The organism is Ensifer sp. Root142 (assembly GCF_001426785.1).
GTDB classification, from domain to species: domain Bacteria; phylum Pseudomonadota; class Alphaproteobacteria; order Rhizobiales; family Rhizobiaceae; genus Ensifer; species Ensifer canadensis.
Map to the genome: position 1 here is coordinate 29,769 of NZ_LMFK01000018.1, position 13,575 is coordinate 43,343.

The window sequence follows — 13,575 nt, forward strand, 5'->3', positions numbered from 1 at the left end:
CGGAGGGGAGTCCGGAACAGGAGGATCCAATGAAGAAGTTCGTGCTCGCGGCTGCCATCGCCGCTCTGTCCTATTGCGGTAGCGCCAATGCGCAGGAATACAGCCTGCGTTTTTCGACCTCGCAGGTGAATCCCAACGAGCCGATCGTCAAGGCGATGAAGACCTTCTCCGAGCGCGTCGAGAAGCGTTCTGACGGCCGAATCGCGATTACCGTGATGACCGGCGACCAGCTCGGCGCGCAGAAGAAGGTCAATGAGATGGTGATGAGCGGCGCCAGCCTGCTCAGCGCCACCGACTACGGCCAGCTCGGTCAGTTCGTGCCCGATATGTCGATCCTGGCCGGCCCCTACGTCTATCCGAGTCTTGAGGCCACGGACCGCCTGTTTGCATCGGACCTCTACAAGGAACTGTCGGGCAAGCTCGAGGCGCAGGGCATCAAGATCATCATGCCCAACGGCCTCTTCGGCTACCGCCACATCATCTCGAACAAGCCCGTCCGCACCCCGGCCGATCTTGCCGGCGTGACGATCCGCGTGCCGTCCTCGCCGATCATGATGGCGACCTTCGGCAGCTACGGCGCACGCCCGACGGAACTTCCCTGGGGCGATGTCTACAACGCGCTGCAGACCGGCGTCGTCGATGCCGCTGAAGGGCCATTCGGTTCGATCGCCGGTGCGAAGCTGAACGAGACCCGCAAGGTCGTCTCCAAGACCGGCCACCAGATCATGTTCACCGCCTGGGTCGCATCGAGCCAGTTCTTCAACGGCCTGCCGGAAGATCTGCAGAAGATCCTTCTGGAGGAGGGGCAGACGATCGCCAAGGAACTGACTGAGATGACGCTCGAAACCGACGACGCCTATGCCAAACAGCTCGCCGACTCCGGTGTCGAGATCGTTACAGACGTCGACGTTCCAGCCTTCGTCGAGGCGTCGCGCATCGCCTATGACAAGGTGCCGAACATTACTCCCGGCATCTACGACCGCGTCCAGAAGGCGATGGCCGAGTAGGCGGACACGCTCGCTCCCGCCGCCAACCCGGCGTCGGCTCGACGGTCGACGCCGGGTTGGCAGATCAGCTCACAGGGAATGTGAGACTGGTACAGCCGACCGCAAATGGGTGGCGCTATCGGCCACCCATATCCTTCTCTTCACATGACCGAGGCCGCCATGGAAACCTCACACCTTCAGGAAGAGACAATTCCTCTTCTCAGTTTTCGCCGCGCCGACGAGGCGATTGGCGTTGTCGCGCTCATCGTCATCGTCATTTCGATTCTCTGGGGTGTCGTCAGTCGCTATATTTTCCCGCAGCCGGCTGCATGGACCTACGAACTGGCGATCATGGCCTTTGCCTATCTCGTGTTTTTCGGCGCCGTTGCCGGTGTTCGGTTGGGGACGCATGCGGCGATCGATGTGCTGGTCACGGCCTTCCCCGCAGGCTGGCAGAAGGCGATTGCCTGGTTCAATTACCTGTTGCTCGCCGTCTTCTTCCTGGTGATGACGGTGCTGTTTGCCTGGCAGGCATGGACGTCGCGCCAGGTCCACACCATCGCGCTCGACCTGTCGCGCAGCCTCTCCTATGGCCCGCTCGCCCTGGCATCCGCCGGCATGTTCGTTCAGCACCTGATCGTCGAGAGACCGTGGACTGCGCGGGTGCATCGCAATGTGGAATCGCTGATATGACCTTCTTTCATCTTGCCGGCCCGTCGCTGCTGGTCGTCGTTCTCTTCCTTTTGTCCACCCCGATCACCTGGGCGATGGCGATCGGCGCGCTGGCGTTCTTCCTCATCAACATGGACATGATTCCACTTGCCAACTTCGCCCAAGAAATGGCCGAAGGTAGCCAGTCCGTGTCGCTGCTGGCGCTGCCGCTGTTCGTACTCGCCGGCTGCATCATGAACGCCTCGGGCATCACCCGCCGGCTGCTCAACCTCGCAGACGTCCTCGTCGGCCATATGACCGGGGCACTCGCCCAGATGTGCACGGTTCTCGGCACGCTGCTTGGCGGCTTGACTGCATCCGCCAACGCCGATGCGGCGATGCTTGCCAAGACGCTGGGCGTCGAAATGTCGGAGCGGGGATACAGCCGTGCCTTCGCTGCGGTTATCACCTCATCGGCCGCCATTATCACCAGCCTGATCCCGCCGTCGATCGGTCTTATCGTCTATGGCTTCCTTGCCGAAACCTCGATCGGCCGGCTGTTTGCGGCTGGCGTCGTGCCCGGCCTTGTGCTTGCCGGCGGCCTGATGATCACCACCTACTTCATCGCCAAGAAGCGTGGCTACAAGCCGCTGCGCAAGGAGCGGGCGAGCCGTGCCGAAGCGATGAAGGCGCTGGTCGACGGTCTCTGGGCGCTGTCGATCCCGATCGTCATCTTCGCCGGAACTCGCTATGGGCTGTTCACCACCACGGAGGCTGGTGCAGTCGTCGTCGTCTACGTGCTGTTCGTGGCGGTCTTCGGTTACCGTGAGTTCACCATCCGCCAGATCCCGGAAGTGCTTGCCGAGTCGGTGCGCGATTCGGCCGTGGTCATGATCATGATCTGCGCGGCCGCGGCCTTCGGTTTCTATCTCGCCTGGGAACAGGTGCCGCAGGCGATGTCCGGCTGGCTGGGTGCAGCAACCGACAACCCGCTGTTGATGCTGTTGCTGATCAACGTGCTTCTGATCGTCATCGGTACGGCGATCGAGGGGTCGGCAGCGCTGATCATCCTCACGCCGATGCTGATCCCGATCATCGACGGCGTCGGTATCGATCGCGTGCATTTCGGCGTCGTCTTCATCACCAACCTGACCATTGCCGGCATTACGCCGCCGGTCGGTGGTCTGATGTACATCTCGTCGATGGTGCTGAAGGTTCCGATGATGGCCTATGCACGCGAAGTGCTGCCCTATCTCGCGATGATGATGGTGCTGTTGCTGATGCTCAGCATGTTCCCGCAGCTTTCGCTCTGGCTGCCGAACCTCGTTTACGGGACCACGGCAGTTCAATAGTCGATTGCCGGCCGCAATGAAGAACTGCGGCCGGCAACTGCTAGCATTTCACCCCGCCTGCGGCACCAGGTTTGCCGGTGCGCGCTGACCGATGGTCAGGACCAACAGTGCGGCGACGATGCACAGCAAGCCGGCGGCAATAAGCGCTGGCGTATAGGTCTCGAGCGACGTCCTGCTCGCGCCGGCGAGGAATGCAGCGCTCGCCGCGCCGAGCTGGTGTCCGGTAAACACCCAGCCGAAGACCAGCGCCGCCCGCTCTGCACCAAAGCGTTCCGCCGAAAGCTTCACGGTCGGCGGGACGGTCGCGACCCAGTCGAGGCCATAGAAGATGGCGAAGATCGACAGCGTGTAGATGTTGAAGCCGCTGAAGGGAAGGAACAGCAGCGACAGGCCGCGAAGGCCGTAGAACCAGAAGAGCAGCCAACGATTGTCATAGCGGTCGGAGAGCCAGCCGGAAAAGACCGTACCGACGAGGTCGAATACGCCGATCAGCGCCAGGAAACCGGCCGCACCGACGGCAGCGATGCCGACATCGCCGCAGATCGACACCCAATGCATCTGGATCAGGCCATTGGTACTGAAGCCACAGACGAAGAAGGTCGCAAACAGCACCCAGAACGTGTTTGAACGGGACGCTTCCTGCAGCGCCTTCAATGGCGAAAGCAACAGGGTGCGCAGATTATGCTTCTGTGCTGGAGCCGGCACGATCGCCCGGCCGCCATAGGGCGCCAAGCCGACGTCAGCAGGCCGGTCCTGCATGAACAGGAGCACGAGGAGGAAGGCAAAGGACAGGACCGCGATGACGACGGTGAGGGCGGTGCGCCAGCCGATCGCCTCGGTGAGAGAGGCGAGGAGGGGCAGGAACACCAACTGCCCGGTGGCATTGCTGGCCGTCATCAGGCCGACAACGAGGCCGCGCCTTTTGTCGAACCAGCGCGTGGCGACGGTGGCGCCGAGCACTAGCGCGGTCATGCCCGTGCCGACGCCGAGAACGACACCCCAAAGCGCTACCATCTGCCACAACTGCGTCATGAAGAACGACGCAATGATGCCGGTAACGATGAGAACCAGCGCCGCGGAAACGACCTTCCTGACGCCGAAGTGGTTCATGAAGGCTGCCGCGAACGGCCCAAGCAGACCGAAGAGCACGAGGCGAATGGCGAGCGCAAACGATATCTCGGCAGTCGACCATCCGAACTCTGTTTCGAGTGGCTTGATCAGAACGCCCGCGGACCCCATTGCACCGGCCGTCGCCAGCATGACGAGGAATGTAACGGCCGCGACAGCCCAGCCATAATGGATGTCACGTTTGGCGAGATATCGCGCAAGCACCGGTCCGAACATCGGCCATTTCCTTCCATCGATCGATTGTGTTGATTTGACTAGAGAGCCTGCAGCAGGGCCGTCAGTTGGGCCGACGCTTCATCCCCGAGCTTGGCCTCGATTGCCGTCTGCACGCCGTCCCAGAGAGGAGCCCCGTCACGCAGGACTTGCCGCCCCTTCTCGGACAATTCGACAGCCGACTCCCTTTGATCCTGCCCGCTCACCATTACGACCAGCGCCATTTTTTCAAGGACCTTGACGTTCCGGCTGACCGTCGAACGGTCGAGTTCCGTGCGCTGGCCGAGATCCGTCAGAGAGATGGGCTCCGCCCGCTGGATATTTCGCAGCAGACTGAACTGCGCGAGATTGACGCCAATAGGCGCAAGCGCGTCGTCATAGAGCGACGTCACTCGTCTCGAGGCTTTGCGCAGGAGGATGCAATAACAATAGGACATATTGCGTGTATATACACGCAATATTCTGGCGTCAAGCCCTGCGTGCGATGGCACATCCAAGGGTGCGGCAACGGCCGGTCAATCAGACAATCACCCGATGAATCGTGACCGCCCTGTCAAGGATTGCGCAGCCCGACCGGCTGCGGCTAAGACCTCGTCTTGAAAAGAGCCCATTGAGCGGGCAGGGCGAAGCCGACCCCTTCACCAGAGACAATCAGCAAACGCATTGGAGCCGGATCATGAGAACCGCCTTGCAACGGAAGATATTGGAAGTTTGCGATCGGAAGATCGCTGAAAAGGGACCCGGGGTGGGCCTCTCGTTCTATGCCTTCTTTGCCAACAGAAACGATGACCCAGAGCTTTTGATGGAGGCGGCCGAATGGTGGATCAGGACCCATCGGCTCGACCATTTCGAGAAAGCCGTGAAGATCCGCGCGATGGTCGCCGCTTTGGGCGAGCAGACGCCGATCCGATAAACGCGAACCGCGGGCGTTCTTTCGAGCACCCGCGGCTTAGCTGATTGTCACTGAAATGGATTGGCTGCCCTCTTGGGCAGCCTCCGGGCGTATCGCCTCGTCTTGACGGAGGTCGCTTTGCCGAGACTTACTCGGCCGGTATCGGTTCCCCGCGCGTCTTGACCAGGCTCCAGATCACGCCGCTTGCGATGATCGCAAAGGTCATGCCAAGCGACAGCGCCGCCGGGAATTTCTCCAGGCCCAGCAGATCGGCAACGAAGATCTTCGAACCGATGAAGATCAGAACCACGGCCAGAGCCGGCTTCAGATAGCGGAAACGGTGGATCATCGCAGCCAGTGCGAAGTAGAGCGCCCGCAGGCCGAGAATGGCGAAGATGTTGGACGTATACACTAGGAACGGGTCGGTGGTGATGGCGAAGATCGCCGGTACCGAATCGACGGCGAAGATAACGTCAGCCACCTCGATAAGCACGAGGGCCATGAACAGCGGCGTGATGAACCAGATCAGCTTGCCGCTCTTCGGATCAGCCTGCTTGACGAAGAAATGTTCGCCGTGATGGGTCTCCGTTACATTGAAACGGTTCCGCATGAAGCGCACCAACGCGTTGTTGGAGATGTCGGGCTCGGCTTCTTTCATGAACAGCATCTTCAAGCCGGTAACGACGAGGAAGGCGGCGAAGATGTAGAGTAGCCACGAGAATTCAGCGACAAGCGTCGCACCGACGCCGATCATGATGGCGCGCAGGACGATGACGCCGAGGATGCCCCAAAAAAGCACCCGATGCTGGTAGAGACGCGGGACGGCAAAGAATGAGAAAATGAGGGCGATGACGAACACGTTGTCGAGCGCGAGCGTCTTTTCGACGACGAAGCCGGTCATGTAGGCAAGGCCGGCGTCGGCGCCCAGATACCACCAGACCCAGCCGCCGAAAGCGAGGCCAAGCGAGATGTAGAGCGCTGAGAGCCTGATGCTCTCGCCGACCTCGATTTCCTTGTTTTCCTTGTGCAGCACGCCAAGGTCGAAGGAGAGGATAGCGATGACCAGCGTGATGAAGCTGAGCCACATCCAGATTGGCTTACCCAGCCAATCGATAAACAAAAGGGAAGTATCCACGGAATAGAGCTCCGCCGGCGCAGATGTCGGATAAGGTCCGACATCGCAAGAGCGCCGGAAGCTCTCGCCAGAGGGGCCCGGACCAGCGGGTTGTCCGGTAGATGGGAGGGCGCTGGCCGGCCTTCAAGTGTCTGACACCGCTTTTTTGGTACACGCGTCGACGGCATCCTCCGACATCGCCAGTCACTCTGCCATCATCGACCACATCCAATTTTTGAGGCGTTTGACGCAGGTGCCATGGAGCGCATTCGCAAACGGCACCCCTCACATTGGTTGCGGTATCCGGAGGCGATCCGAAGGCGCATTTTTCGACGGTGTCAAACCGATCAGCGGTTTAGAGGGGTGTTTTGCCGCAAGCCATCCCGACGCGAACGGGCGCCACAGCAATCCTTGAATTTTATGCCGGAGCCGCAAGGGCAGGGATCATTGCTGCGACGTTGCAATCGGCCGATCAATGGCAACATGACTGCGGATGGCAGCCATGCTGCGGCAAACGCCGCAAGTTTGGCGGAGATTCCCGGCACGACGAGACGCCGCCCCGACTTGAACCCGCGCCAAGCGCGCTCGGCGACATAGTCGGCATCAAGCTTCGGCAGGACCTTGAAAAGCGGCACTCGATCGGCGCCGGATCGCTGGAGGAATTCGGTCGATACCGGACCGGGAGCAACGCATGTCACCGTGACGCCGGTACGGCGTAATTCCTGGTGAAGGGCCTCGGAAAATGAGCGCACGTAGCTCTTGCTTGCGTAGTAAAGCGCCATGTTAGGGCCGGGCATGAAGCCGGCAATGGAGCCGAGGTTGAGGACGCCGCCGCGACCGCGCGCCACCATCCCCGGCAGGAAATGAAGAGACAAGTCGGTAAGCGCGCGGATGTTGAGGTCGATGATCCCCAACTGATCCTGGACGGGGAGTGTCGTTGCCGCCCCCCGCAAACCGTAGCCGGCACTGTTGACCAGGACGTCGCAGCAAAGGTTGTTTGCCGTGAGGAAATCCCCCAGGCGCGCCGCCGCATCGGCCGAAAACAGGTCGAGGTGCAGCACGAATGCTTCGCCGCCGGCCTCCCCAATCTCGCTCGCCACTGCGACCAGATCGTCGTGGGATCTCGCGACAAGTACGACGGGTGCTTTTTCTCGCGCGGCAACTTTGGCGATCGCCCGACCGATACCGCGCGAGGCTCCAATGACCACGACCGCCGGTCGCAATTCGGCCTGTACCATCATGTGGTCTTCCGCGACAGCAAGGGCGTGTGAACGGCTTCGTCTTGAGAAAGACCCAACACTTCCTGGGCAACATCACCGTTCAGGATCGCTTCGAAGCGCTCCAGCGCGCGCGCGACGTTGGCACCATCCATGACCCTGTGATCGTAGTGGATGCGTACGGTGACCGTGCCGTCCGCGGCGATGGGGCCGTAATTGAAGAGGGTGGTGAGGGGGGTCAGGGGATTGAGCGATTCCGCCCCGAGGCCCGAATAGACCGACAGTTGGAAGGTGCCGAAGTAGTGGGCGCGCCGCGAGCCGAGATTGAGCCCCAGCCACATGAGCAGCCAACGGATTGGGCCCGGCATGCGGGCAATCTTCAGCGCGCGCCGAAACTCCTTTATCTCCGCCACCGGGCGCGACCGCACCGCATCGATCAGGGCCGCTAGTTCAGGGATAGGGAGGCGCTCCGGAGACTTGATCTTACTGAGCAGGACCACCCGCTCGCCGTCATGCTCGCGTTCATGCGCAATGGACGCTACGCTTTCCGGGTATTCATAAAGCTGAGGTCGGGGGAGCTTGACGTATGCACGCCGGAACTCGGGCGTCTCCCGACAAAGAAGCGCGTATCCCTTCAAGAACAGCACGGTCCAAGACGGCCTGCTGGTCTGGGCGATTCTCGCCCTTTGCAGCGGGTCGAGGTTCATTTGCCGCTGAACGGTAACGCGCGGCACCCCGATCGAAAACCGCATCAGGTCGCAGACAAGGCGCCGTGGCACCGAAAGCTTGATGGCTCGGCCTCGCATCATGTCACCTTTAATAGAGATACGGGACGATTCGCTTGGTCCGCTGCATGTAGTCACGGTACTGCGGCCCGAAAATCTCCAGCATCATACGCTCTTCCTTGTCCACCCTTAGAAAAAAAAGCACCGCGAACCCGAGCAGGCCCGCCAGCCCTGCCACCCAATTGGAAAGCAGAAAGGCCTGACCGAGACCCATCAGCATGAAGGACGTATACATCGGGTGGCGAACAAAGGCGTACGGTCCGCCGGAGATCAGCTCGTGCTTGTCACGAATCTCCAACGTGATCGACCAGTTCCGACCTAGCTCCTTATGTGTCCGGCGAAAAACCCACAGGGCAAAGAAAAAAATGACTGCGCCTAGCACGATGGCCCACGCACGGGCCGAATAGTCGGCGGCCCCCGGCATTCCGGTGGCAACGTAGAAAGCTGGGATGATCGCCAGGCCAAGGAGGCCGGACGCAAGCCCGAACATGTCAACCGGCGAGCGGCGGGTGCTGACGACCTGCACGCGCTTTGCCCGGCGTTCGAACGGCACACGAATAAAGTACCAGGCGATGATGCCGACTACCCACACGATTTTGCCCAGAGCGGCGATCGATATGATCACTTCAAGTCACCGAAGCCTTTCTGCGATATACGATCGATTGGGCGCGAAACGCCGGACCGATCGCCTTTAGCCCGCGTTCATCTGCCGGAGTTTTGTAACGAACTGCTGCGGCCTTAGCCAGATGCTGGGCGTCTGATATCCCATGGAACGTGCGATATCTGCGACGAACGCATTGCAGTTGTACACCGACGCCTGCCAGAATCGCGATTTGGCTTTAAGTTTCCTGATATTGGCAACGGTCTTGTTGTACTCCGCTTCGGTCAGCATCACGCGCCAGCTTGCCGACCTGTATGCCTCCTCAAGGTCGCCGTCGCTGGCACCGGTTTCGGCCGGTACGGGCAAAAAGTGACCGAGGACATAGGGAGTTGCGCTGGTACTGGCCGGTGCAAGACCCGCGACTTCGGGATCAATCATCGCACCAGCCTGATCCGTGCGCCCGAAAATCACATAGGTATGGCCGTAGCTTAGGGCGTATCGGGATCTGAATTCGATAAAGTAACCGGCTTCCCGGGCTACGCCTGCGCTCACGGCAGGTGCGCCACTGGTACTCGAGACAAAACGCGGTTCGGGTTTTTTATCAGTTGATTCGCAGGCAGCCGTCGCAAACGCGAGCATTGCCACGAGTGTTAGTCGGCCAATCATATGCGGCATCACTGTGGAATATCTCCTGAACTCCGATGAGCACAGCCCGGCAGACATTGCAGCCTTACGGCCGGCCCGACCGGTTGGGATGACGTGGGGAGGGCACTTGCCCTCCCCACCCATCAGAAGTTCAAGTTATTTATAGACCGGTGCCGGTTCGGCGGACTCGACCGGCGGCGGGGCTTTACCCTTGCCTTTACCGATAGTATCGCAGCCACTCAGGCCGACGACGGAAAGCAAGGTAACAATCATGATTAGATTTCTGCTCATCAAGAAGTCCTCTCCTCTATGCGGAATGGGAATCAAAGGCAACGCTTATATTAATAGGGCGTTCTTCGCTCTCGCCTAGTGCAAAAAGAACACAATTTGCATCGCTGAGCATAAAAGCTTGATCAGATGACCAGAACCTTGGCCCCAACGGGAGTTCGGTTGTACAGATCGACGATATCCTCATTGGTCAAGCGGACGCATCCGCTCGATACTGCCTGGCCAATCGTCCAGGGCTCGTTTGTTCCATGCAGCCGGAACATGGTATCCTGCCCACCGCGATAGAGATAAAGAGCGGCTGCGCCAAGTGGATTATGGTTCCCACCGCTGACGCCTCCGGCATATTGCCGTAAATGCGGCTTGCGCTCCATCATGCTTTCGGTCGGCGTCCAGGACGGCCATTCGGCCTTGCGCCCGATTGACGCCGGGCCCTTGAGCGTGCGTCCATCTTCGCCGACAGCGACGCCGTAGCGGATGGCCCGACCACCGCCTTCAACCAGGTATAGGTAGCGTTCCGTGGTGTCGACGACGATCGTCCCAGGGGGCTCACCTCCGTCATAAGCCACATCTCGACGCCGATAGCGGGAAGACGGGCCACCTCCGAAGGCAGAAAAGATGGGCTCGCCCAATCGTTGTGCCGTTGATGTGCATCCAGATGCCGTTAAAGCCAAACTGCCGAGCAGGATCGCCCGCCGGGTAACGCGGTTACTGTTCATATCCACCTACGAGTAATCGGTGAGCACTGTTTCGTCTTTAACACTCAAGCGTTCGTTGGCCAAGTCGCTATTCTTCGCTTTTCCGAGGAGAAAACTAGTAGTGCAGGAAGAGTAAAGACCATTGCACTTCGCGTTTCGCAGGTGCAGGCTGACAAAGCACGCCACAATTGATGAAACTGCTTGCAGCTTGCGTCCGTCCCTGGTCGATTGGGCTCTTGAATAAGGATACACAGAATGGAGCTTGGCTTCGCCGGCAAAGTCGCGCTTGTAACCGGCGCAGGGTCTGGGATAGGTGCCGCGGTTGCCCGCCAGCTTGGCGCAGAAAGGGCGAAAGTCGTCGTAGCGGATATCAATCCCGATGCGGCGCAAGCGGTCGCCAACGAGATCTGTTCCTCTGGCGGGACGGCCTTCCCCGTGGAAGTCGATGTCGCCAAAGCCGGCGACGTTGCGAAGCTGGTCGAAACCGTTGTCCAGACACACGGGGGGCTGCATCTGGCGGTCAACAATGCCGGAGTCGACGGCATTCGAAGGGCGACGGCTGATTACCCGGTAGACGAGTGGGAAAGGTTGATCAGCGTCAATCTCAACGGCGTGTTCTATTGCATGAAGTACGAGATCGCCGCCATGGCGGCGCAGGGTGGTGGATCCATCGTCAACATGTCGTCGATTCTGGGCTCCGTTGGCCTGCCGACCGCATCGGCATACACCGCAGCCAAGCACGGGGTTGTCGGCCTGACGAAGGTCGCCGCGATCGAGTATGCAAAAAGGGGCGTACGGATCAATGCGGTCGGGCCTGGCATGATCGAAACGCCACTGCTATCCGAGCAGTCCGAGTTGACAAGCAACCGACGCTTGGACGCGCTTCAGCCCATGGGCCGACGCGGCACGCCGGACGAAGTTGCAGCTCTTGTGTGTTTTCTCCTGTCCGAACGAGCGAGCTTCATCTCCGGTAGCTACCATCTGGTGGATGGCGCCTACACCGCGCATTAGATAAGGCGCCTAGGCAACCCATCCCGCCTATACGCTGATCGGCGTTCCAACTGGTCGAACGACGATGGCCGCTAAAGCGCGTCGCGATCTCTCGGATTCGCTTGCTGCGCTCTAAGCTCTTGTTTTTGCGCATGTCGTCATCGCAAAACCGCTGTACGCTTTTGCGCGACATGCTCTAGCGCGGTGCAAGAGCCGCGCAAAGCGCTGCCGCAAGCATCAGACCGCCGGCGGCAACAGGGAGAGCAAAGAAGCTCGCCGCAGAATAGAGGTTGCCAAAGGCAAGTGTGCCGGCAAACAGGGCAAGATAGGTGACGCCACTGTTCAGTCCCATGATGGCGCCGCGCCGGGTGGGGCTGAGCGCCGTCAGCCGCATGATGAGCACATTGAGTCCGAGGTGGTTGGCAAGTCCCCAGAAGAAGACGACCGCCAGCATGGCTTTGTAGGAACCGCTGGCTGCTGCCATCGCAACGTAGACTGCGGCGACAACGAGAAAAATGAGCGGCAGTAATTTTGCGGCACCGAGGCGATCGATCAGACGGTCGAGGAAGGCGGCACTTCCAAAACCGACTCCATAGAAGGCCGCGATGAAGCCGTTGGCGCTGAGGGGCAGTTCCAAGGCGGCATGGAGATGATCGCCGATATAGGCATAGACGCCATAGAAGGCGGCCATGAAAGCGGCGCAGGCGGAAAGAAGTGGCACGGCCCCACGAACGCCGAGCGCCGTCAACGGCGACGAAGCCGCCGCTTGAGGCGCGTCCCGGACGACAGCCATCCGCACCGCAGCACATACGATAAGGGCGGCCGCGGCGACGACAAGGAAGGTCACGCGCCAGCCGGCGAAATCGGCAATAGCCGCCGACAACGGTACACCTGCGACCATGCTCAGCGTCCAGCCCGTCAACACCAGGCCGATGGTCTCGCTCTCGCGTCCCGCCGGCGCGACAATGGCTGCCAGCGTGTAGATGGCCGGCAGCGCGATGCCGGCGGCAATCCCGACCAGCAGTTGTGCTGTCACAAGGAAGGGGAGCGCCGGTGCGGCCGCGCTGGCGCCAAGTCCGATCGCAAGCAGAAGCAATGCGATCACAAGCATTCGGCTCGGGCCGTAGCGATCAATGAAACGTCCAAGGAAGATGGCGCTCGCCGCCGTACCGAGACCAAAAACCGCCGATGCCGTCATGACGGCCGGAGCGCCCACGTCAAGACTGCGTGCAACTTCTGGCGCAATCGGCCCCAGCGCCAGCGAGTTCGACCCGATGACGCCGATGCAGGTCGTTAACACGAAGGCAAACGGAGGGATGCGGGAGCGCTCGACAGATTTAGTGGAAATATGTTGATCTACATTCGTCATGGAGCGATGATTGCAGAATGTTATTCTGCCACAAGAGGAAACATCAGAATGGACCAAAATACAGAAGAGGTTCGGCGCAAGCCTCGTCCCGAACGTGATCTGGATGCGATGGACCGAAAGCTATTAGGCGCCTTGGTCGAGGACGCGACCCTGAGCTACGCCGAACTCGGGGACCGTGTCGGACTATCACCGCCGGCCGCGCACGAGCGCGTAAAGCGCCTGAGGCGCTCTGGCGCAATTCGTCGCGTGGCGGCGCTCATCGATCCCGAGGCCGTTGGCAAGACCCTGCTTGCCTTCGTTCATGTCGACACCACCGGCTGGGGCAAGACCCCAGCATTGCTTGCTATTGAAGAACACCCCGAAGTGGAGGAGGTGCATTCGGTGGCGGGGGACACCTGCATGCTCCTTAAGGTGCGCACGGAGAGCACGCATGCGCTGGAAGGACTGCTGGCGCGCCTGTATGACACGCCTGGCGTCAAGGCGACCCGGAGCTATGTCGTTCTTTCGACCTATCTGGAGCGGCCGGTGCAGCCGGGCGTGACGAGCGAATGGCCGGCACTTGCCAAGAACGTCGAGTTTGGTACCGCTGCGTTCAACGACCATCGCGGACGCGGCAGATGAGGCTATTCGACCTTGGCGCCCGCAAACG

At 60.4% G+C, this 13,575-nt stretch carries 17 protein-coding genes; 6 read left to right on the forward strand and 11 right to left on the reverse strand.

Going from position 1 to position 13,575, the window contains the following annotated elements; genetic code table 11:
• Window positions 1-29: 29 nt before the first annotated feature.
• The 3 genes from ASD52_RS19310 (at window position 30) to ASD52_RS19320 (ending at window position 2,989) form a co-directional block, all read left to right on the forward strand.
• The gene (locus ASD52_RS19310) at window positions 30-1,007 is read left to right on the forward strand and encodes a C4-dicarboxylate TRAP transporter substrate-binding protein (protein ID WP_025428748.1); all 978 of its coding nucleotides are present in this window, start codon (window positions 30-32) and stop codon (window positions 1,005-1,007) included.
• Window positions 1,008-1,166: 159 nt separating this feature from the next.
• Window positions 1,167-1,679 (forward strand): TRAP transporter small permease, encoded by a 513-nt coding sequence (locus ASD52_RS19315; RefSeq protein ID WP_057225288.1) that lies wholly within the window; start codon window positions 1,167-1,169, stop codon window positions 1,677-1,679.
• Window positions 1,676-2,989: a TRAP transporter large permease gene (locus tag ASD52_RS19320; protein WP_025428750.1), complete on the forward strand. Its 1,314-nt coding sequence runs from the start codon at window positions 1,676-1,678 to the stop codon at window positions 2,987-2,989. The genes ASD52_RS19315 and ASD52_RS19320 overlap by 4 nt, the downstream gene beginning before the upstream one ends.
• 48 nt (window positions 2,990-3,037) lie before the next feature.
• Here ASD52_RS19320 and ASD52_RS19325 read toward each other — a convergent pair whose 3' ends face one another.
• Both ASD52_RS19325 and ASD52_RS19330 read right to left on the reverse strand, forming a co-directional pair.
• Window positions 3,038-4,333 (reverse strand): MFS transporter, encoded by a 1,296-nt coding sequence (locus ASD52_RS19325; protein WP_025428751.1) that lies wholly within the window; start codon window positions 4,331-4,333, stop codon window positions 3,038-3,040.
• A 38-nt stretch (window positions 4,334-4,371) separates the two neighbouring features.
• Window positions 4,372-4,767 carry a MarR family winged helix-turn-helix transcriptional regulator gene (locus ASD52_RS19330; RefSeq protein ID WP_025428752.1) on the reverse strand — a complete coding sequence of 132 codons (396 nt, stop codon included), beginning with the start codon at window positions 4,765-4,767 and terminating at the stop codon, window positions 4,372-4,374.
• Between the two features lie 239 nt (window positions 4,768-5,006).
• Between ASD52_RS19330 and ASD52_RS19335 the strand changes: the two genes are divergently transcribed.
• On the forward strand, window positions 5,007-5,243 hold the full coding sequence (locus ASD52_RS19335; RefSeq protein WP_025428753.1) for a DUF6500 family protein: 237 nt from the start codon (window positions 5,007-5,009) through the stop codon (window positions 5,241-5,243).
• Window positions 5,244-5,370: 127 nt separating this feature from the next.
• Here ASD52_RS19335 and ASD52_RS19340 read toward each other — a convergent pair whose 3' ends face one another.
• The 8 genes from ASD52_RS19340 to ASD52_RS40155 all read right to left on the reverse strand — a co-directional run bounded on the left by ASD52_RS19340 (window position 5,371) and on the right by ASD52_RS40155 (window position 10,957).
• Entirely contained in the window at window positions 5,371-6,357 is a 987-nt protein-coding gene (locus ASD52_RS19340; RefSeq protein ID WP_057225242.1) for a TerC family protein, read from the reverse strand.
• A 326-nt stretch (window positions 6,358-6,683) separates the two neighbouring features.
• Window positions 6,684-7,577 (reverse strand): SDR family NAD(P)-dependent oxidoreductase, encoded by an 894-nt coding sequence (locus tag ASD52_RS19345; protein ID WP_057225244.1) that lies wholly within the window; start codon window positions 7,575-7,577, stop codon window positions 6,684-6,686.
• Window positions 7,574-8,359, reverse strand: coding sequence for a hypothetical protein (locus ASD52_RS19350; RefSeq protein WP_057225291.1), 786 nt, complete (start codon window positions 8,357-8,359; stop codon window positions 7,574-7,576). The genes ASD52_RS19345 and ASD52_RS19350 overlap by 4 nt, the downstream gene beginning before the upstream one ends.
• Before the next feature lie 10 nt (window positions 8,360-8,369).
• A complete protein-coding gene (locus ASD52_RS19355; RefSeq protein ID WP_057208081.1) occupies window positions 8,370-8,957 on the reverse strand; it encodes a protein-S-isoprenylcysteine O-methyltransferase in 588 nt (195 codons plus the stop codon).
• Window positions 8,958-9,029: 72 nt separating this feature from the next.
• A complete protein-coding gene (locus tag ASD52_RS19360) occupies window positions 9,030-9,614 on the reverse strand; it encodes a hypothetical protein (RefSeq protein WP_057208019.1) in 585 nt (194 codons plus the stop codon).
• 126 nt (window positions 9,615-9,740) lie between these two features.
• Window positions 9,741-9,875, reverse strand: coding sequence for a hypothetical protein (locus tag ASD52_RS19365; protein ID WP_025428759.1), 135 nt, complete (start codon window positions 9,873-9,875; stop codon window positions 9,741-9,743).
• A 122-nt stretch (window positions 9,876-9,997) separates the two neighbouring features.
• On the reverse strand, window positions 9,998-10,588 hold the full coding sequence (locus ASD52_RS19370) for a L,D-transpeptidase (RefSeq protein ID WP_025428760.1): 591 nt from the start codon (window positions 10,586-10,588) through the stop codon (window positions 9,998-10,000).
• A gap of 6 nt (window positions 10,589-10,594) precedes the next feature.
• Window positions 10,595-10,957 carry a hypothetical protein gene (locus ASD52_RS40155; protein WP_244494256.1) on the reverse strand — a complete coding sequence of 121 codons (363 nt, stop codon included), beginning with the start codon at window positions 10,955-10,957 and terminating at the stop codon, window positions 10,595-10,597.
• Between ASD52_RS40155 and ASD52_RS19375 the strand changes: the two genes are divergently transcribed.
• The gene (locus ASD52_RS19375) at window positions 10,877-11,578 is read left to right on the forward strand and encodes an SDR family oxidoreductase (RefSeq protein ID WP_244497491.1); all 702 of its coding nucleotides are present in this window, start codon (window positions 10,877-10,879) and stop codon (window positions 11,576-11,578) included. The two genes, ASD52_RS40155 and ASD52_RS19375, sit on opposite strands and share 81 nt — an antisense overlap.
• Before the next feature lie 175 nt (window positions 11,579-11,753).
• Here ASD52_RS19375 and ASD52_RS19380 read toward each other — a convergent pair whose 3' ends face one another.
• Window positions 11,754-12,926: an MFS transporter gene (locus tag ASD52_RS19380; RefSeq protein WP_057208015.1), complete on the reverse strand. Its 1,173-nt coding sequence runs from the start codon at window positions 12,924-12,926 to the stop codon at window positions 11,754-11,756.
• Window positions 12,927-12,974: 48 nt separating this feature from the next.
• Between ASD52_RS19380 and ASD52_RS19385 the strand changes: the two genes are divergently transcribed.
• Complete coding sequence (locus ASD52_RS19385; RefSeq protein WP_057208013.1) at window positions 12,975-13,547, forward strand: Lrp/AsnC family transcriptional regulator; 573 nt, start codon at window positions 12,975-12,977, stop codon at window positions 13,545-13,547.
• Window positions 13,548-13,575 lie beyond the last annotated feature (28 nt).